This is a genomic window from Pelagibius sp. Alg239-R121 (assembly GCF_947331435.1).
Taxonomy (GTDB): Bacteria; Pseudomonadota; Alphaproteobacteria; order Kiloniellales; family Kiloniellaceae; genus Denitrobaculum.
This window is the reverse complement of the sequence record NZ_CAMZOF010000001.1, coordinates 652,811-672,320: the sequence shown is the minus strand read 5'-3', so window position 1 is coordinate 672,320 and position 19,510 is coordinate 652,811. Positions and strand designations below refer to the sequence as shown.

The following is a 19,510-nucleotide window of genomic DNA, read 5'->3' as shown; positions in this document are numbered from 1 at the left end:
CTGGCAGGGATGTCAGATCAAAACAAACAAAATGCCGAAACCGCGGCCGACGCTGCGGCGGCTGAAACAACAACCAACGAGGCACTCGCGGAAGCGGCGGCCGTCCATGCTGCGGCTGAGGCAGCAGTCGCCGAAGATGCTTCGCCAGAAGCCGAAGCAGCCGAAACTGCTCTCGAGGCCGAGCGTATCGTCAAGCTGGAAGCTGAAGTTTCCAGCCTGAAGGATCAGTTGCTGCGTGCCTTGGCGGAGACCGAAAACCTCCGTCAGCGGACCCGCCGCGAGCGCGAGGACACCATCAAATATGCGGCCATGGGGCTGATCAAGGATTTGGTTGAGGTAACCGACAACCTGAAGCGGGCGATCGAATCCGTGCCGGCCGACGCTGTCGAAGACGATGAGCAGCTGAAGAACCTGCTGACCGGCGTGCAAATGACCGATAAGGAGATCCTTACGGTGTTCGAGCGCCACAACATCAAGCAAGTGGCGGCGTTGGGTGAGAAACTGGATCCCCACTCACACGAAGCCTTGTACGAAGTGCCTGACCCCACCAGTCCTGCCGGAACCGTGGTTCAGGTCATGCAGCCCGGTTACCGTCTGCATGACCGGCTGGTACGGCCTGCGCGGGTTGGTGTTGCGGTTGGTGGCCCAGTGACTGCCGGTGAGGCTGACAAGCCTGCGCCTGGCGAGAATATCGACACTACGGCGTAGTGTTTGACGGCTTTGTCACGCGGCGCAGCGTCAAATTAAGTCGCCCGCCGCCTGACAAAAGCCGGCTGGTACCCGTCATAACGCGCGATATCCCATGGTAGGCCATACGGGCTTCACCGCCCAAGATCAGGGCGGTTCCCGAATGCAGGGTCACGCTCTTTGTCGGACCGCCTCTCGTGGTGCTTCCCAGCCGGAAGGTTGCAGTATCGCCGAGCGATAGGGACAGAACGGGCGCGTCGAAATCCTCTTCGTCGGCATCACGGTGCTGACCCATGCGTGCTTTCTCGCCTCGGTAAAGGTTGATCAGGCAGCACTCAGGCGGTGCGCGATAGCCTGTTAACTCGTCCCAGGCCGCCAGAACAGGCTCAGGAATCGCCGGCCAGGGTTCGCCAGTGACCGGGTGTGTTGCTTGGTAACGGTAGCCGGCTTTGTCCGACATCCAGCCCAAGGGGCCGCTATTTGTCATCTCAACGGAAAAAGCCCGGCCGCTTTTGGGCATCACGGGTCGATAGAACGGAGCTTGCGCTACAATGCGGCGAAGTTCGATAACGAGCTCGGCCTGCGCGGATGCGGACAGATAGTCCGGAATAACTTTGAAACCTTTAAGCATAGGCATAAGCGCATTTTTTCGAGTTAGGTTTCGTCGCCGGACTGAGTATCTCGTGTCTGATGCGCTTCTTCCCAGAGCTTTTCCCGTCGACGGGCTTCCTTGCGTTGCAGCCAGCGGAAGAAAAAATAAATGCTTCCGCAGATAATCGCCAAACCGAGGCCGACACGCCCAAAAGCTGGTGACAGGTCTAAGGTTGCGCCTGTGATTGCCAGCACGGCCCCCACCAACACGTTGGCGATCATGATCCACATGATGTTGGTAAAGACGGCATCTTTTGGATCCGTTGGCGCCGGAGGCTCTGGAGATGGCTGCCAATCGGGTGGCTCTTGCTGTGAAGAATCTTGCATGAAAACTCCAATCCTGACCTGCGAATATTCCTATCCGAAACTTGCCGTACTTGACATGGCGGTGAGACTAGCCAAATTAGCGCCGACATTCGAGGGAACCTTGGGGCGAAAAAGCGTCTCGCGCCTTGCAGGCCGTGAGTCTCTGCTTATATAACCCGCTAAGCATTACGGTTATTTCACTTCACCCTACGGGACCAGGTGGTGGTGCTTGCTTAATAAGGCCACCCAGGAGTTTGCTACGCGTGAGGAGCACATGAGCAAAGTTATCGGAATCGATCTCGGGACGACCAATTCCTGTGTCGCCGTCATGGACGGTAAAGACGCGAAGGTCATTGAAAATTCGGAAGGCGGACGTACCACTCCTTCCATGGTTGCCTTTGCCGAATCAGGCGAACGGCTTGTCGGGCTGCCTGCTAAGCGCCAGTCTGTCACCAATCCGGAAAACACACTCTTCGCCATCAAGCGTCTGATCGGCCGTCGTTTCGACGACCCGACGACCAAGAAGGACATCGATCTCGTACCCTACAAGATTACGAAGTCCGACGGTGGCGACGCTTGGGTCGAGGCGCAGGGCGAAAACTACAGCCCGTCGCAGGTTTCCGCCTTTATTCTGCAGAAGATGAAGGAAACCGCCGAGACCTTCCTGGGCGAAACGGTGACTCAGGCCGTGATCACGGTGCCGGCCTACTTTAACGATTCACAGCGCCAAGCCACAAAAGACGCCGGTAAGATCGCCGGCCTTGAAGTCCTGCGAATCATCAACGAGCCGACTGCGGCGGCCCTGGCCTACGGCCTGGAAAAACGCGGCAGCGGGACCATCGCCGTTTACGACCTTGGCGGTGGTACCTTCGATATTTCGGTTCTTGAGATTGGTGACGGTGTCTTCGAGGTCAAATCGACCAACGGCGATACTTTCCTGGGCGGCGAAGACTTCGATGCCAAGATTATCGAGTATCTCGCCGAAGAGTTCAAAAAAGAACAGGGTATCGATCTGCGTGCCGACAAGCTCGCCCTTCAGCGTCTGAAGGAAGGTGCTGAAAAGGCCAAGATCGAGTTGTCGTCGTCGACCCAGACCGAGGTCAACCTGCCCTTTATTACCGCCGATGCCAGCGGACCGAAACATCTCAACATCAAGCTGACCCGGGCCAAGCTCGAAGCATTGGTGGACGATCTGGTCCAGCGGACCATGGGTCCGGTCAAGGCCGCACTCAAGGATGCCGGCGTGTCTCCCGGTGAAATCGATGATGTGATCATGGTCGGCGGTATGACCCGCATGCCCAAGGTCTACGAGACGGTCAAAAGCTTCTTCGGCAAAGACCCACATCGGGGCGTGAACCCTGACGAGGTCGTGGCCTCCGGGGCCGCGATCCAGGCAGGTGTCCTGCAGGGCGACGTCAAGGATGTGCTGCTGCTTGACGTAACGCCGCTGTCTCTGGGCATTGAGACCCTTGGTGGCGTCATGACCAAGCTGATCGACCGCAACACCACGATCCCCACCAAGAAGAGCCAGACCTTCTCGACCGCCGAGGATAATCAGACCGCGGTGACGATCCGCGTCTTCCAGGGCGAACGCGAGATGGCCGCTGACAACAAGGTCCTGGGTCAATTCGATTTGGTCGGTATTCCCAATGCACCGCGTGGTGTGCCGCAGATCGAGGTGACGTTCGACATCGATGCCAACGGCATCGTGAACGTCAGCGCGAAGGATAAGGCGACCGGCAAGGAGCAGCAGATCCGCATCGAAGCGTCGGGCGGTCTCAGCGACGATGACATCGACCGCATGGTCAAGGACGCCGAGGCGAATGCCGAGAGCGACCGTCAGCGCCGAGAGCTGGTCGAAGCGAAGAACCAGGGCGAATCGCTGATCCACACCACCGAGAAGACTCTCGGAGAAGCGGGCGACAAGATCGGCGATGCCGACAAGAATGCGATTGATGAGGCTGTGACGGCCTTGAAGACCGCACTCGAGAGTGAAGACCTGGACGATATCAAAGCTAAGACTGAATCGCTGGCTCAGGCTTCGATGAAGCTTGGCGAAGCCCTGTATCAGAGCGGCGAAGATGCACCTGATGGCGGCGCTGAAACCGGTGAAGATGCGGAAGCGGGCGGAAACGCCGGTACCGATGACCAGGTTGTCGATGCCGACTTCGAGGAAGTCGACGACGACAAGAAGGATAAAACCGCCTGACGCCAGGGTCGTTGATCATAGGAGCTGTCGTGAAGAGGTCGTAGACCGGTCACGGCGGCTCCTTTGGCGGCCAGGGGATTGGCAGCCAGGAGATCGTCGACCGGGGGAAGCGCAAAGGCAGTGGCCGAAGGTCTGGGATATCGATGTCAAAGCAGGACTACTACGAAACGCTGGGTGTTGGGCGGGATGCCAGCGCAGCGGATCTGAAATCGGCGTATCGAAAGCTCGCGATGAAGTATCATCCGGACCGTAATCCGGGCGATGCTGAGGCCGAACAAAACTTCAAAACAATCAACGAAGCCTACGGAATCCTCAAGGATGAGGACAGCCGGGCAGCCTATGACCGCTACGGCCACGCGGCCTTCGACGGCGGTGGGGGTGGCGGCCGCGGCGCTGGTGGCTTCGACTTTAACTTCGGCAGCGGCTTTGCCGATATTTTCGATGAAATGTTCGGTGCCATGGGTGGCCGTCGCGGTGGCGATGCCTCGCGCGGTTCCGATCTCCGCTACAACATGGAAATCACGCTCGAAGAGGCCTACGGCGGCAAGACGGCCCAGATTCAGGTACCCACGAGCGTAGCCTGCGATGTCTGCGACGGCAGCGGCGCGGAGCATGGATCTTCCCCGGTATCCTGCTCGACCTGCCACGGGCGCGGCCGTGTCCGTGCACAGCAGGGTTTCTTTACCATCGAACGGACCTGTCCGAGTTGCCAGGGCGTCGGTCAGGTGATTGAAAAACCTTGCCGCCCTTGCGGCGGCCTGGGTCGCGTGGACAAGGAAAAAACATTACAGGTCAATGTACCGCCTGGTGTCGAGGACGGTACGCGGATCCGCTTGGCCGGTGAGGGCGAAGCAGGTATGCGCGGCGCGTCGTCCGGCGATCTCTACATTTTTCTTTCGATCGTGCCGCACAGGATCTTTCAGCGTGACGGCGCCAACATCTACTGTCGGGTTCCCATTCCCATGACAACGGCTGCGTTGGGAGGCTCCGTAGAGGTGCCAGTGATTGACGGCGGGCGCGCCAAAGTCTCGGTTCCTGCCGGAACCCAGGCCAATCAGCGCTTCCGCCTCAAGGGCAAGGGAATGTCGGTCCTGCGCTCAAGTGCGACCGGTGACATGTATGTCGAAGTTTCGGTTGAAACCCCCGTCAGCCTCACCAAGCGCCAGCAGGAGCTGCTGCGCGAGTTTGAGGAAGAAGGCGACAACCGCAAGACCAACCCTGAATCCCACGGTTTCTTCAGCCGGGTGAAGGATTTTTGGGAAGATCTCACCGAGTAGTCTCTCATCCAACGGCGGGAGCAGGGTTTATCCATCGACGGCGCTCCTAGACCCCAATCTGGGCAAGTTCATTCCCGCGTGCTAAACCCGCGTGCGATGACCTGTGGCGTGGCCGTGTGGGCCAAATGGGAGCGAAAGATGAGTGACTGCAAAATCGGAATACTTGGCTGTGCGGGCCGCATGGGTCGGATGCTGATCAAAGCAGCGTCGGAGCGCGAAGGTTGTTCGGTTGGGGGCGGAACGGAACCGGCCGGTAGCCCTTCTCTCGGCAAGGATCTGGGAGAGCTCGCAGGCCTCGGTTCTCTTGCTGTTTCCGCCGGCGAGGACACTGCTGGACTCTTTGCTGGGTCGGATGTGGTCATCGATTTCACGGCACCGGCCGCAAGCGTTGCCCATGCCGCACTGGCGGCAGAAACCGGAACTGCGCTTCTTATCGGTACGACAGGTCTGAACAGCGATCAGATTGCGCAGATCGAGGCAGCAGGCGCAAAGGCTCCGGTGCTCCTTGCCGCCAATATGAGCCTTGGTGTTAATCTTTTGCTTGAGGTGGTCGAGCAGGTCGCGGCAGCGCTGGACGAAGACTACGACATCGAAGTTCTGGAGATGCACCACCGGCACAAGGTCGATGCGCCCTCAGGCACCGCTCTGGCCCTCGGTAATGCCGCTGCAGCGGGCCGTGGCGTTGATCTTGATGCAGTTGCCGATAAAGTCAGAGACGGCATCGTGGGCGCCCGCAAGCGTGGCGACATCGGCTTCGCAACTCTGCGGGGGGGTGATGTGCCGGGTGAGCATTCAGTGATCTTTGCAGCTGACGGCGAGCGCGTCATTCTCAGCCACAAAGCTTCCAACCGAGAGGTGTTCTCGCGCGGGGCTATCACGGCCGCTTTGTGGCTGAATGGCCGGTCTGCCGGTTTTTACTCGATGAAGGACGTGCTCGGACTGTCTCGCTGATGCTTCTGCCTTATTCAGGCACTTCTACCGTGACCTTAATGGCGGCGTAATAGGCGGCAAGATTCACGATATCCTCGTCACTCAGGCCCTTTGCAATGATCGACATCTGCTGGTGCGTTCGTTCGCCCGAGCGAAAGGCCTTCAGCTGTTTTGAGAGGTAGATGGTCCCCTCACCCGCCAGATTGGGGACATCCGGCAGCTTGCCCAGGCCGTCCAGCCCGTGACAGACCCGGCAGGTGCTCTTGACCTTGGTCCGACCCGCCTCCAAGTCGGCGGCCTGTAGGGTGTTCGATAGCGATCCTCCCGCAACTAGACTACAAAGACAGATGCTAAAAAGCCTGACGCGCATTCATTGCCTCAAAATTCTTAGGTCTGTGAGACCGAACCCCCTTTGGACTCAGCCTCACTTAAGCCACTGTTACTGATAGGAAATCCGGTAGATGGCACCGGCAAAATCATCCGAGACCAGGATGGACCCGTCCGGCAGTTCAGTAACCGCGACCGGGCGGCCCAGATATTCTCCCGTATCCATCAGCCATCCCTCTGCAAACGGCTTTGTCTCACCGACTGAGCCATCTTCGTTGACCGAAGTGAACATCACCCTCGCGCCTACCGGCTCCGTGCGGTTCCAGGATCCATGCTGCGCGGAAAAGATGCCGCCCTGATAGGCTTTCGGGAACATCTTGCCACCATAGAAGTCCATACCGAGGTCGGCTGCATGCGCGACCATCTCGACGACCGGCGGCACGGCATCGGCTGGGACTTCGGAGCCACGATATTCATTCGTGCGGACAGTGCCGCCACCATACCACGGGAAGCCGAAATGCTGACCCATGGCGGTGATGCGGTTGAGTTCGCCGGGCGGGATGTCGTCTCCCATGCCGTCGACCTGATTGTCCGTGAACCAGAGTTCGCCGTTGGCCGGATTGAAGTCCATACCGACCGAATTACGGACCCCGTTGGCATAGACTTCACGACCCTTGCCATCCCGGTTCATCCGAATGATGCCGCCGATACCCGTTTCGTTGTAGAGCTCCATCTTTTCTTCCGGGAAGACGTTGAAGGGTTGGCCGAGCGAAATGTAGAGCTTGTCGTCGGGGCCGATCCGGCAGACCCGGGCGGTGTGATTATAGGATTCCTCGTCGACGGGGATCAGCTTGCCCTGTTCAACGACGAGAAATGCGGCCACGTCTGGACCTTCATAGAAGAACTCGGCTGCGGGAAAGACCAGCACTCGGTTTTGCTCGGCGACGTAAAGAAATCCGTCCTTTGAAAAACAGACACCGTTGGGAATGACGAGATCGATCGAAGGGGCAAAGATTTTCACCTCGTCAGCAATCCGGTCCTTATCCCGGTCGGTGACCGCCCACATCTTGTTTTTGCGTGTACCGACAAAGACCACGCCAGTGGTCGGACCGACTGCCATGTGACGGGCATCCGGTACGAGGGCGTAGAGGTCAATCTTAAAACCGGAGGGAAGCTTCACGCGTTCGAGGTTCTTACGGATCTGATCTGCCGAGGAAGAGTCCTGGGGAATAACTTCCATTTCCATCGACGTGCCGGTGGTCTTAAAGCCGGAGAGTTTTTCCAGATTGTCGGCGGCTGACGCAGTGCCGGTCCAAAGGCAACCGGCCAGGATGGCTGAAACGGTGGTGAACCACTTCGACATTGCTTCCTCCCTTTTTCGATTAAGGTTTAAGTGTTGGTATCAATCCTCTTGCATTTGGGACTTTTTTTAAGCGGCAGAGATTTTATGTGAGATTTCCTTGCTTCGATATTGGCCGTAAGACCTATGGTCGTTCGTAACTACTGACCTAACGCAGCATTGCGGATTGGAGCGGGCCCGTCTGAAATGAGAACTACACTACATCTCGTATATGAAGGATCCGACGTATCAAGATTTTGAGAAACTAGATTTCGGCACGCCTTGCCCTCATGAGAGCATTCGAGATTGCGTTTGCTACCTCCGCGCGCTCTTCAGGCGTGAGGAAACTACCGATGATCAGGCTGCGGCCGTGGGAGCGCAGCGTAAGCATTGAATTGTGCTCAACAGGATTGTCGATATCAACCTGCAGCCAGGCCGGCTGAAAGAGCCATCGCCGCACCTTGCCGTGGTAATTGACTTTCGTGACTTCGAGCTCCCGGCGTGTCATGCAGAGGGTCTCGTAGTTACGCCCATCCCGGTAGTTGATTCGGAATGCCAAAAAGATCAACAGGACGTCGAAACCCAAAAACCCCACGACGGGCCAGGCGCCTGAGAGGAAAAATGCCAACCCGCCGACAAAGCTGACCGTGCAGACGATTGTCATCAGAATCACGAAACCACGAGGGCTGAGGCTGCGATTGGGCCGCAGGCGGGCATTTAACAGAAGAGGCGGTTCGTCCTCTCCGCCTGTGTCAGGTTGGGTCTCGACAGAGGTCATTGGGAAAGCATAATACCAAATAGCCAGATCATTGAAAGATTCCGACCTCCTCTCCCGAAAGTCACAGAAGCGTTATGAAAAAAGCCGACAGGATAGCCTTCTTCGATCGTTTTGCCGCTGCCAGCCCGGAACCCCAGGGTGAGCTGGATTACGTCAACGTGTACACTATGCTGGTGGCTGTTGTGCTTTCCGCACAGGCAACGGATATCGGGGTCAACAAAGCGACCAAAGAGCTGTTCAAGATTGTCGACACACCGGAGAAGATGCTTGCGCTCGGCGAGGCGAAGCTGAAATCGCACATTAAGACAATTGGTCTATACAACTCCAAGGCCAAGAACGTTATGGCGCTCTCTAAGCTGCTGGTCGAAAATTATGGCAGCGAGGTGCCAGAGGATCGCGATGAGCTTGAAAAGCTTCCCGGTGTAGGCCGCAAAACGGCAAACGTCGTTGTAAACCTCGCGTTTGGCCAGCCTACGATCGCCGTCGATACTCACCTTTTTCGGGTTTCCAACCGCACCGGTCTGGCGCCGGGCAAAACCCCTCTGGAGGTCGAGCGCAAGCTCGACAAAGCGGTGCCGGCGGACAAGAAGCTGCATGCCCACCACTGGCTGATTCTGCACGGGCGCTATGTCTGCAAGGCCCGCAAGCCTGAATGTCCAACCTGCCTGGTTGTGGACCTCTGTGCCTACAAGGCCAAGACGATTGTGGAAGTTCCGAAGGCTGGCGCCGCAAAACCCAGGACGCCAAAACGAAGTTCTTCGAAAACCGTGAAAAAGGCCGTTGGACGTGCAAAACCTGCGGCACGCAAGGTGCGCAGTTAAAGCGGTTTTACAGAAAAAATTGCGTTACGAAGTAAGCTGAGCGCGCAGTAATTCGTTCAGGCAGGCGCGTTGGTCCGTAGTCCCGGTCTCGCGGCCCCGCGCTTCGCTGTAGACCACTTTAAAAGGACTGTCCTTCCGGTCGTTCTCGCTGTAGAGGAAAACATCGAGGATGCAGCCTTTTCCCCGGTACTGCCATATCTCGGCTGGATTTTCCCGTCGCACAAGATCCGGTTGCCCCAGCAAAGCGTTGAGATCGTCCCGCGTCATTTCGATCAGCTGAGACGGATCGTCGTCGATTTTCGGCAAATCCGATTTCGGCAGGGCGCTTTCCTGCACCGGCGCCTTTTCGCTGGAAGGTGTGTTGGAAGGTATTGAGCTGGATGTTTGCGCCTCACTGCCCGCCGAGGGGACTTTGCGGGACTGTGCGCAACCGGCCAATACGACGGCAGATAGAGCAATCGCGATCAGAATAGGGAGATGCCGGGCTGGCGGCATGTCTGCACTCGACCGATCCAATACCTGTATTGCCGTCACGACGTGGCTCCCCCGGTTCGGCGACGAAGTTCCTCGAAAATATGCAGCATGAAGGCGGTCGCCAGGATCGGCATGAAGAGGTTCAGTATTGGAATCGTCAACAGAAAGGCGATCACTGCGCCGGCGAGAATGATCCGCAGACGGAAGTGCTTGCGCAGCTTTGTTGCGCCCCTGATATCAAGGCGCCGGACGGCCACCAGTTCGAAATATTCCCGCCCCAGCAGGTAACCGTTGATCAGATAAAACAACACGAGGTTCATCGGCGGCAAAAATAGCAGCGCCAGATAAAACGGCAGAGCGATAAGGTTGATTACCAGGGTTACGGCCGTGAAGACCAGAGCCCCGCGGATCGCTTCACCGTTTGGTTGGTAGCGCGCCGCCGGAAGACCGGGGTAGTGCTCGCGTTCCACGGCCTCTGCAATGGGGTCGAGCAGAAACGACATGCCGATCAGCATCACCGAAGGGAAGAGAAAAAAGCTGACAATCAGAACAGCTGTGACGGAAAGGGTGCTGAACAGCCATTCGGAAGCGGTCCGGATCCACTCGAATGGCATATTCTCAGTGACCCAGGCTCCCAGCCCTTCGCCCAGCCATGACAGCGCGAAGCCCGCAACAACCCAGAGGACGACGAATATCGCCAGCGAAATCAGAAAGGAAAAGACAAAAACCCGGCGGAACGCGGGATCAGCGGACTGGCCGAAAGCCTTGGAGAGCGCATTGAACATAGCCAGCCTTTTAATACGCGCTGCGCGGTGGGACAAGACGCCAATTTATGCACGATTTGGGCAATTCCAAGCCTTTACGAAGTCCGATAGCAGAGTTGCAACGGAATTCCTGTTTATGTCGTCTCCGGCGGGTCTGACTGTTAGCTTGCTGTAAATCACCTGCAACTATACTCTGCGCGCCGTTTTCAGGGTTTTCTAGCGGAACAGCAATAATGAATGATCAGCTCCTGGACGTTGTCGGTATCGGCAACGCCATCGTCGACGTTTTGGCTCAGGCCGATGACGCCTTTTTGGAAGAACAGGGTCTTGTTAAGGGGGCAATGACCCTGATCGATGCAGAGCGTGCGTCGGCGCTGTACAATGCAATGGGTCCCGGCGTTGAAGCCTCCGGCGGATCCGCGGGCAATACAATGGCCGGAGTTGCGGCGCTGGGCGGTAGAGGCGGCTATATCGGCAAGGTCCGCAACGACCAACTCGGTGGCATCTTTCAGCACGATATTCGCGCCGTCGGCATTGAATTCGAAACTCCGCCCGCAGTCGAGGGTCCTCCCACGGCGCGTTGCCTGATTATGGTCACGCCCGATGCGCAGCGGACCATGAACACCTTCCTGGGTGCCGCGGTCGATCTGGGACCACAGGACCTCGATCTGGAAATGATTCGCCGTGCCAAGGTGACCTACATGGAAGGCTACCTCTGGGATATGCCGCCGGCCAAAGCTGCCTATCTGGAAGCTGCTGCTGCCGCCCATGGCGCCGGTCGTAAGGTCTCACTGACCCTTTCCGACTCTTTTTGTGTTGAACGGCATCGGGAGTCCTTCCTGGAACTCATCAGCGGACACGTTGACCTGCTGTTCGCAAACGATCACGAAATCTGCGCTTTGTTTCAAGTTGATAGCTTCGAAGAAGCGATGACCAAGGTTCGTGGACATTGTGAAATTGCGGCTTTGACCCGCGGTGAACAGGGTTCGGTGATCGTTTCCGGCGAAGAAACCGTGATGGTTGAGGCGGAATCTGTCGAGCAACTGGTTGACACGACGGGGGCAGGAGACCTATATGCCGCAGGATTCCTTTATGGCTATACACAGGGCAAGAGCCTTTACGACTGTGGCCGGATCGCTTCGATCGCCGCAGCCGAGGTTATCTCGCATTTTGGTGCCAGACCGGCGACCCCGCTCGCGGCATATGTGAAACAACGACTTGGATAGGGTTTTGACCGCTGTCCGAGGGAACTCAAGGTTAAGGTGATGAGTGAGATGTCCCAGGCCGACAGCGGTCAGGTAAATACTGCGCTTCGCAATGTTGCGATCATCGCGCACGTCGACCACGGCAAGACGACGCTGGTCGATGAGCTGCTGAAGCAGTCCGGTGTCTACCGCGACAATCAGCAGGTCACCGAGCGCGCCATGGACAGCAATGACCTGGAGCGAGAGCGCGGGATCACGATCCTGGCTAAATGCACGGCCGTTGAATGGCGGGATATACGCATCAACATTGTCGATACGCCGGGTCACGCCGACTTCGGTGGCGAAGTCGAGCGCATCCTCTCGATGGTCGATGGTGTGGTATTGCTGGTAGATGCCGCCGAGGGCCCCATGCCTCAGACCAAGTTTGTGCTCCAAAAGGCGCTTGCCCGCGGACTGAACCCGATCGTGGTCATAAATAAGGCCGATAAGCCGGACGCTCGCCCCTTCTGGGTTCAGGATCAGGTCTTCGACCTTTTTGCTGCGCTGGGCGCCAACGACACGCAGCTCGACTTCCCCACGCTCTTTTCCTCTGCGAAGCAGGGCTGGGCGGTGACTGATCTGGAAGATGCGCGCGAGAATATGAACGCGCTTTTCGACCTGGTGCTGGAATCGGTGCCGGCCCCAATCGGTGAATTCGAGCAGCCCTTCGCCATGCTGGCGACGACTTTGGAAGCTGACCCCTACCTGGGCCGCATTCTGACCGGCCGCATTCACAGCGGCGTCGCCAAAGTCAACATGCCTGTGCGCGTTCTCGACCGCGATGGCAAGGTGCTGCAGGAGGGCCGTCTTAGCAAACTCCTGTCATTCCAGGGCCTGAAGCGTGTTCCGGTGGATAGTGCTCGTGCCGGTGACATCGTTGCCATTGCCGGCCTGACCGAAGCAACGGTTGCCAACACAATCGCGGCCACATCGGTTACAGAAGCTATCACGGCACAGCCGATCGACCCGCCGACCCTTGCAATGACCTTTTCCGTCAATGATTCGCCTCTTGCCGGGCGTGAGGGCGACAAGGTCACCAGCCGCATGATCCGCGACCGTTTGTTGCGCGAAGCCGAGGGCAATGTTGCGATCCGTATATCCGAAACGGAGGAAAAGGACGCGTTCGAGGTTGCCGGACGTGGTGAACTTCAGCTTGGTGTGCTGATCGAAACCATGCGGCGTGAAGGCTATGAACTCTCAATAAGCCGCCCCCGGGTTCTGTTCCGCAACGATCCCGAGACCGGCCAGCGGCAGGAGCCGATGGAAGAGGTCGTGATCGACGTTGACGACGAATATTCCGGCGTCGTGGTCGAGAAGATGAGCGAACGCAAGGCAGAGTTGACCGACATGCGTCCGTCGGGCGGCGGGAAAACCCGTGTCGCCTTTATCGCTCCCTCGCGCGGGCTGATTGGCTATCACGGTGAATTCCTGACCGACACCCGCGGCACCGGTATCATGAACCGCCTGTTCCATGATTTCGGCCCCTACAAGGGCCCGATCCAGGGCCGCCGGACCGGCGTTCTGATCTCCAACGGAACTGGTACAGCCGTGCCCTTCGCTCTCTGGAATCTCGAGGAACGCGGCGAGATCTTCATTCATCCAGGTTCGCCGGTCTACGAAGGCATGGTGATCGGCGAGCATTCGCGGAGCAATGACCTCGAAGTCAATCCGATGAAGGCGAAGCAGCTCACCAACATGCGGGCTTCCGGCAAGGACGAAGCGGTCCGCTTGACCCCGCCCCGGATCCGAAGCCTGGAGCAGGCCTTGTCCTACATTACCGACGATGAACTGGTCGAGGTCACGCCGAAGTCGATCCGTCTGCGCAAGCAGTTGCTTTGTCCACATGAACGTAAGAAACAAAGCCGATTGAAGGATGCCGGCTGAGGCCGACCCGCCTTTGGATTCTACTCCGGTCCGGCGCAGCTGGGCTGGAGCTCTGGCGGTCTATCGTCACCCGCGCGTGCTGGGGATGCTTTTTCTAGGCTTTTCGGCGGGCTTGCCATTCCTGTTACTGTTTTCCACGCTGTCGTTCTGGCTGAGTGAGGTTGGCGTCAGTGTGACGACCATCGGTCTTTTCAGCTGGGTTGGCCTTACGTTCTCGATAAAAGTGTTTTGGGCGCCGGTCGTGGATCGGCTGGCGATACCGCCCTTTACCACCCTGCTTGGTAAGCGGCGTGGCTGGATGCTGCTGGCCCAGATCGGAATTGCCGCCGGACTGCTGGGTATTGCCAATAGCGACCCGCTCCAGAATCTGGAAGTTATCGTCTACTTTGCCCTGCTCGTGGCCTTCGCCTCGGCCACCCAGGACATTGCCATTGATGCTTACCGCATTGAGGCAGTGGAACAATCTCTCCAAGGTGCTATGTCGGGGACTTATCAGGTCGGCTATCGGATCGGCCTCATTGCCGCCGGTGCCGGAGCGCTTTATATCGCTGCTTTTTCATCCTGGCCAATCGCGTACATGACCATGGCGGCGCTGGTCGGCATAGGCATGGTGACCGTACTCATTATCCGCGAGCCTGAGGTCGTGCGAGACCAGGCAACCTTGCTGCGTGAAGCGGAACTCCTGCGCCAGATCGAGGGCAGCGGCAGCCGTGAAGGTAGCATTCACCGCCTGATCGCCTGGTTTTCCGGTGCGGTGGTCAGCCCCCTGGTCGATTTTTTCGCGCGCAACGGTAAGTTTGCCTTGGTCATTCTCGCTTTCGTCGGGCTCTACAGACTCTCCGACATCACGCTCGGGGTGATGGCCAATCCCTTTTACAACGAGATCGGTTTTACCAAGATCGAGATTGCGAATGTCGCGAAGATCTATGGCGTGCTTGCCACGCTGGTGGGTGCGCTGGTCGGTGGCATCCTGGTCGTGCGTATCGGGCTGCTGAAATCCTTGTTAATTGGCGCTTTGATGGTTGCGGGGACCAACCTGCTCTTCGCCCTTCTGGCGGTCGTCGGGCCCGACATCAAGATGCTGGCGGTCGCGATCAGCGCTGATAACATCTCCGGCGGGCTGGCCGGTTCAGTTTTCATCGCCTACCTCTCCAGCCTCACCAACACGGCCTATACGGCAACGCAGTACGCCCTCTTCTCGTCACTCTTTACCCTCCCCGGCAAGCTCGTCGCCGGTGGGTCTGGTTTCGTGGTCGAGTCGGCTGGTTATGTGAATTTCTTCTTCTACGCCTCGGCGCTTGGCATACCTGCAATTCTGCTGGTGCTCTATCTCATGTATCACGAGCGCCGAATGGAGCAGTCGGCCTCCCCTGCACGTGATCGTTCCTGATTGAAACAATCACGCTAGCAAAACAGACTCTCGCAAAGACGGCCCACCAGGAGCTTCAGGCCTGAAGATTCGATCGGAATGATCGAGCTCCTGCACGTCAAATTGTCACAGTCCGGCAATGATTTTTGCACTGCAACATCAATAGATTTATAGTGACGTGATCCTCGCGATCAGACTCTGGAAAAGCGAGTTGCGCCTGTGAGCATTCGGCATCTGGAAAGTCTATTCAAGCCTAAGTCTCTGGCCGTGATCGGCGCCAGCCGCCGCGAAGGGTCTCTGGGGGCGGTTCTTGCAGCCAATCTCATGTCGGCCAAATTTGCCGGCACTATCTATCCGGTCCATCCAAAGTCAGAGAAAATCAACGGCCTGACCGCTTTTCCGTCGGTGGCCGAATTGCCGGAAGCGCCCGATCTCGCGGTGCTGGCGACACCGCCCGATACCGTGCCAGATTTAATCGGACAGCTCGCTGAACGCGGAACCCGAGGGGCGGTTGTGATCACGGCGGGGTTTGGCGAGGGCGGCAACCGGGAGGGGCAGCAACGGCGGCAGAAGATGCTGGATGCGGCCCGCAGCAACACCTTGCGCATAATCGGCCCAAACTGTCTCGGCGTTATCGTTCCGGGATCGGGCCTGAATGCCAGCTTCAGTCATATTGCGGCCCTGCCGGGCGACCTCGCCTTCGTGACCCAGTCGGGGGCCATGGTCACGGCCATGCTGGACTGGGCGACCCCACGCGGGATCGGTTTCTCCCATGTCGTATCTCTGGGCGACAAGAGCGATGTAGATTTCGGCGACATGCTCGATTATCTGGCGCAGGATCAGGCAACCCGGGCGGTTTTGCTCTATGTCGAATCCATCACCCACGCGCGCAAGTTCATGTCTGCAGCGCGCGCAGCCGCCAGATCCAAGCCCGTCATCGTGATCAAGGGTGGGCGTTATGCCGAGGGCGCAAAGGCGGCGGCCTCTCATACCGGCGCCTTGGCAGGCAGCGATGCGGTCTACGATGCGGTTTTTTCCCGTGCCGGTCTCCTAAGGGTTTTCAGCCTGGAAGAACTCTTCGACGCTGCCGAGACGCTGGCAACGGTAAGGACAGTTCGTGGTGACCGCCTGGCGATTGCGACGAATGGCGGCGGCCTGGGAGTTCTGGCCACCGATGCCCTAATCGAGCAGGGTGGTCAACTTGCCGAGCTTTCTTCGGAGACCATCGAGCGGCTGGATGGCGTTTTGCCGCCAACCTGGAGCCGTAGCAATCCGGTCGATATCATCGGCGATGCGCCGGGCGCGCGCTACACCGCGGCGCTCGATATTCTGATGGACGATACAGCAGCGGACGCCCTTCTCGTGATGAATTGCCCTACCGCTGTGGCCTCTTCGCTGGAGGCAGCCCAAGCGGTCGCTTCGAGCATTGCAAAGCCTGCTTCCGGCCTGGGATCTGCCAGAGGCGGCAAACCGGTTTTTACCGCCTGGGTCGGCGAGGCTGCTGCCCGTGATGCACGTGCGGTTTTCGACGGGAATCACCTGCCGACTTACAACACGCCGGAGCAAGCGGTGCGCGGTTTCATGCACCTGGTTCATTACAAGCGCAATCAAGTGCTGTTGACGGAAACGCCGAGCTCAATCATCGACAATCCCGACGGCAGCGCGGCTCTACCCGACAGAGCGAGTGTACGGACCTTGATTTCTACAGCTCTCGCCGAAGGCCGGGAATGGTTGAGCGAGCCGGAAGCCAAGGCGGTCCTGTCTGCTTACGATATTCCCGTCGTTGAGACCTATCAGGTCGACAGTCCGGAGGCGGCAGCGTCAGCCGCGGCCCGGATAGCAGGCCCGGTCGTGCTCAAGATCCTTTCGCCGGATCTCACTCACAAAAGCGATGTCGGAGGCGTGATGCTCGGTCTCGAAGGCGAGACCGAAGTTCTGGAGGCTGCGCAAGAAATGCAGGCCCGGATCCACCGTTTGGCGCCCCATGCCGTTTTGCGGGGTTTCACGGTGCAGAGCTTCTGCCAGCGGCCCCACGCGCAGGAACTTATCGTTGGTGCTGCCACTGATGCGCAATTCGGGCCGGTCATATTGTTTGGGGCCGGCGGCACCGCGGTAGAGGTTCTCGCTGACAAGGCGATCGGGCTTCCGCCGCTCAATTCAACGCTCGCTAGGGCTCTGATAGAGGAAACGCGGGTATTTCGCTTACTACAGGGTTACAGGGACCGGGCGCCTGCCGATCTCGACGCCGTGGCCGCCACCTTGATCAGACTCTCCGATCTGATCGTCGATTTCAACGAGATCGCCGAGGTCGATATCAACCCTCTGCTCGCAGACGCTCAGGGTGTCGTGGCCTTGGATGCACGTGTGCGTGTGCGCCCCGATATCGGGACCGTCGGTCAGAGGCTCGCCATCAGGCCTTATCCCCGGGAGCTGGAGCAGAACTTCACCCTGCCCGACGGCACCGGAATTTTTCTGCGCCCGATCCGGCCCGAGGATGAACCGCTTTTGCAGCAGATGTTCGATCAATTGTCGCCGCAGGACGTACGCTTGCGGTTTTTTGCCTCGCTCACCGAACTTAGCCATAGCTTTGCCGCGCGCCTGACCCAGATCGATTACCACCGGGAAATGGCGTTTATTGCCTTGAGCAAAAGTGAGGACGGATCACCTGAAATCTGGGGTGTAGTGAGAATCTCTGCCGATCCGGATAACGAGCGGGCTGAATATGCCGTGCTGGTGCGTTCCGACATCAAAGGCCGCGGCCTGGGGGTCGAACTCATGAACCGGATCCTCAACTATGCACGCAGTCGAGGCCTGGAAGAGATCTGGGGTGACGTTTTGGATCACAACAGGCGCATGCTGGAATTGGCCCGGGAACTCGGGTTCTCCATCAGGCATCTTCACGACGAACCGGGCATTGTCCGTGTGACCAGGAAGCTGTCAGATGGCGTTTGAAGGCGGGCTATCAGGCCGCCATGGACCGATCAAGTGCATAACCGGCTGAACGGACGGTGCGGATCAGATCGTTCTCATTACCGTCATTAAGGGCCTTGCGCAGACGGCGAATGTGGACATCTACAGTGCGGGGCTCGACATAGACGTCCCGGCCCCAGACCGCGTCCAGCAGCTGTTCGCGGCTGAACACCCGCCCCGGATTCTGCAGCAAATGCCGCAGCAGTCGGAATTCGGTCGGTCCCAGATGAACTTCACGGCTGCCGCGCCGGACGCGATGGGCGACCAGGTCCATGGCAAGATCCTCGAACGCCAGTTCATCGGCTTCCAGTTCCGGATGGCTGCGCCGCAGAACGGCGCGGATACGGGCAATGAGTTCCGCCGGTGAAAAGGGCTTGGTGATGTAGTCGTCGGCACCGCTGTCAAGACCGCGAACCTTATCCGTTTCCTCACCGCGAGCGGTCAGAAGGATGATCGGAACGTCTCGGGTCGTAGGGATCCGGCGCATCTGGCGGCAGACCTCGATACCCGACATCAACGGCAGCATCCAATCGAGCAGCACGATGTCGGGTGTTTCTTCCTTGGCCAGAACAAGCGCCTGTTCGCCGTCATTGGCTTCCGCTACACGAAAACCTTCGCCTTCCAGATTGTACCGCAACAGCGTAACAAGTGCCGCTTCGTCTTCAACAATCAGAACAAGGGGTTTCATTTACCGCTCTCCTGGGGATCCTTTGCCGCTTCCTCCGAAGCTCCGGGGGCATCATCCGGCGGAGCCACGACCTGAAACGAGGTCGTGTCACCCTTGGGACGTCGGCCTTCCAACTGCTCGCCGGTGGCGAGGTAATAGATGTTTTCAGCGATATTTGTCGCGTGATCGCCCATCCGCTCAATGTTTTTCGCGATGAACAACAGATGTGTGCTCGGTGTGATGTTCCGGGGGTCTTCCATCATGTAGGTCAGTAATTCGCGGAACAGACCGGTGTACATCTCGTCGACTTCTTCGTCCCGATGCCAGACGTCGATCGCGCGATCCGCATCGCGGGCAACATAGGCGTCCAGGGTGTCTTTGATGATGCTCTGGACCAGATTGGCCATGCGCGGAATGGCGTAGGCAGGACGGGTCGGCGGCGTCTGATTCAGGGCAACGGTGCGTTTGGCCACGTTCTTCGCCAGATCGCCGATCCGTTCGATATCACTGGCGATCTTCAGGGCGGCAACCACTTCGCGGAGGTCATTGGCCATCGGCTGGCGCAGGGCGATGAGATTGATAGCGGCCTCGTCGGCCGCCTTTTCCAAAGCATCGACTTCTTTGTCGCTCCGGATGACCTTGTTGGCCAGATCGCTGTCTCGCTTGACCAGCGCATCGATAGCAGTTGCGAGCATGCTCTCCGCCATTCCACCCATCCGGACGATAATCTGGTTCAGTCCCTGCAGTTCGCTGTCGAACGAACTGACGATATGTTCCGATCCCGTAGGCATTATCTTATTCCTGCTTACTGCA

18 protein-coding genes are annotated in these 19,510 nt (G+C 58.3%); 9 read left to right on the top strand and 9 right to left on the bottom strand.

What is annotated here, in order from left to right; translation table 11 throughout:
• Positions 1-9 precede the first annotated feature (9 nt).
• Entirely contained in the window at positions 10-708 is a 699-nt protein-coding gene (gene grpE / locus QMZ18_RS02865; protein WP_282604716.1) for a nucleotide exchange factor GrpE, read from the top strand.
• Here the strand turns inward: grpE and QMZ18_RS02860 are convergent.
• Together QMZ18_RS02860 and QMZ18_RS02855 are read right to left on the bottom strand one after the other, a co-directional pair.
• On the bottom strand, positions 698-1,324 hold the full coding sequence (locus tag QMZ18_RS02860; protein ID WP_322097123.1) for an alpha-ketoglutarate-dependent dioxygenase AlkB: 627 nt from the start codon (positions 1,322-1,324) through the stop codon (positions 698-700). The two genes, grpE and QMZ18_RS02860, sit on opposite strands and share 11 nt — an antisense overlap.
• 17 nt (positions 1,325-1,341) lie before the next feature.
• On the bottom strand, positions 1,342-1,665 hold the full coding sequence (locus QMZ18_RS02855; protein ID WP_282604715.1) for a hypothetical protein: 324 nt from the start codon (positions 1,663-1,665) through the stop codon (positions 1,342-1,344).
• A gap of 208 nt (positions 1,666-1,873) precedes the next feature.
• On the opposite strand from QMZ18_RS02855, the gene dnaK reads away from it, so the two are divergent.
• The 3 genes from dnaK (at position 1,874) to dapB (ending at position 6,081) form a co-directional block, all read left to right on the top strand.
• On the top strand, positions 1,874-3,853 hold the full coding sequence (gene dnaK / locus QMZ18_RS02850) for a molecular chaperone DnaK (RefSeq protein WP_282604714.1): 1,980 nt from the start codon (positions 1,874-1,876) through the stop codon (positions 3,851-3,853).
• 143 nt (positions 3,854-3,996) lie between these two features.
• On the top strand, positions 3,997-5,130 hold the full coding sequence (gene dnaJ, locus QMZ18_RS02845) for a molecular chaperone DnaJ (RefSeq protein WP_282604713.1): 1,134 nt from the start codon (positions 3,997-3,999) through the stop codon (positions 5,128-5,130).
• 138 nt (positions 5,131-5,268) lie between these two features.
• Positions 5,269-6,081 (top strand): 4-hydroxy-tetrahydrodipicolinate reductase, encoded by an 813-nt coding sequence (gene dapB / locus QMZ18_RS02840; RefSeq protein ID WP_282604712.1) that lies wholly within the window; start codon positions 5,269-5,271, stop codon positions 6,079-6,081.
• A gap of 10 nt (positions 6,082-6,091) precedes the next feature.
• Here the strand turns inward: dapB and QMZ18_RS02835 are convergent, their stop codons facing one another.
• From QMZ18_RS02835 to QMZ18_RS02825, 3 genes are all read right to left on the bottom strand, one after another.
• The gene (locus QMZ18_RS02835; protein ID WP_282604711.1) at positions 6,092-6,430 is read right to left on the bottom strand and encodes a cytochrome c; all 339 of its coding nucleotides are present in this window, start codon (positions 6,428-6,430) and stop codon (positions 6,092-6,094) included.
• Between the two features lie 69 nt (positions 6,431-6,499).
• Positions 6,500-7,750, bottom strand: a complete 1,251-nt coding sequence (locus QMZ18_RS02830; RefSeq protein WP_282604710.1) for a sorbosone dehydrogenase family protein — start codon at positions 7,748-7,750, stop codon at positions 6,500-6,502.
• Positions 7,751-7,991: 241 nt separating this feature from the next.
• The gene (locus tag QMZ18_RS02825; protein WP_282604709.1) at positions 7,992-8,504 is read right to left on the bottom strand and encodes a DUF2244 domain-containing protein; all 513 of its coding nucleotides are present in this window, start codon (positions 8,502-8,504) and stop codon (positions 7,992-7,994) included.
• A 74-nt stretch (positions 8,505-8,578) separates the two neighbouring features.
• Here QMZ18_RS02825 and nth point away from each other — a divergent pair, with 74 nt between their 5' ends.
• Positions 8,579-9,325 carry an endonuclease III gene (nth, locus tag QMZ18_RS02820; protein WP_282604708.1) on the top strand — a complete coding sequence of 249 codons (747 nt, stop codon included), beginning with the start codon at positions 8,579-8,581 and terminating at the stop codon, positions 9,323-9,325.
• A 24-nt stretch (positions 9,326-9,349) separates the two neighbouring features.
• Here the strand turns inward: nth and QMZ18_RS02815 are convergent, their stop codons facing one another.
• Together QMZ18_RS02815 and QMZ18_RS02810 are read right to left on the bottom strand one after the other, a co-directional pair.
• A complete protein-coding gene (locus QMZ18_RS02815) occupies positions 9,350-9,859 on the bottom strand; it encodes a hypothetical protein (protein WP_282604707.1) in 510 nt (169 codons plus the stop codon).
• Complete coding sequence (locus tag QMZ18_RS02810; RefSeq protein ID WP_282604706.1) at positions 9,856-10,584, bottom strand: EI24 domain-containing protein; 729 nt, start codon at positions 10,582-10,584, stop codon at positions 9,856-9,858. The genes QMZ18_RS02815 and QMZ18_RS02810 overlap by 4 nt, the downstream gene beginning before the upstream one ends.
• 212 nt (positions 10,585-10,796) lie before the next feature.
• On the opposite strand from QMZ18_RS02810, the gene QMZ18_RS02805 reads away from it, so the two are divergent.
• From QMZ18_RS02805 to QMZ18_RS02790, 4 genes are all read left to right on the top strand, one after another.
• Positions 10,797-11,789, top strand: a complete 993-nt coding sequence (locus tag QMZ18_RS02805; protein WP_282604705.1) for an adenosine kinase — start codon at positions 10,797-10,799, stop codon at positions 11,787-11,789.
• Between the two features lie 39 nt (positions 11,790-11,828).
• Positions 11,829-13,691, top strand: coding sequence for a translational GTPase TypA (gene typA, locus QMZ18_RS02800; protein WP_322097122.1), 1,863 nt, complete (start codon positions 11,829-11,831; stop codon positions 13,689-13,691).
• On the top strand, positions 13,681-15,081 hold the full coding sequence (locus QMZ18_RS02795) for an AmpG family muropeptide MFS transporter (protein ID WP_282604704.1): 1,401 nt from the start codon (positions 13,681-13,683) through the stop codon (positions 15,079-15,081). Before typA ends, QMZ18_RS02795 begins: the two co-directional genes overlap by 11 nt.
• A gap of 198 nt (positions 15,082-15,279) precedes the next feature.
• The gene (locus tag QMZ18_RS02790; protein WP_282604703.1) at positions 15,280-18,012 is read left to right on the top strand and encodes a bifunctional acetate--CoA ligase family protein/GNAT family N-acetyltransferase; all 2,733 of its coding nucleotides are present in this window, start codon (positions 15,280-15,282) and stop codon (positions 18,010-18,012) included.
• 10 nt (positions 18,013-18,022) lie between these two features.
• Here QMZ18_RS02790 and phoB read toward each other — a convergent pair whose 3' ends face one another.
• Positions 18,023-18,718, bottom strand: a complete 696-nt coding sequence (phoB, locus tag QMZ18_RS02785) for a phosphate regulon transcriptional regulator PhoB (RefSeq protein ID WP_282604702.1) — start codon at positions 18,716-18,718, stop codon at positions 18,023-18,025.
• The gene (phoU, locus tag QMZ18_RS02780; protein WP_282604701.1) at positions 18,715-19,488 is read right to left on the bottom strand and encodes a phosphate signaling complex protein PhoU; all 774 of its coding nucleotides are present in this window, start codon (positions 19,486-19,488) and stop codon (positions 18,715-18,717) included. Before phoU ends, phoB begins: the two co-directional genes overlap by 4 nt.
• Positions 19,489-19,510: the final 22 nt, after the last annotated feature.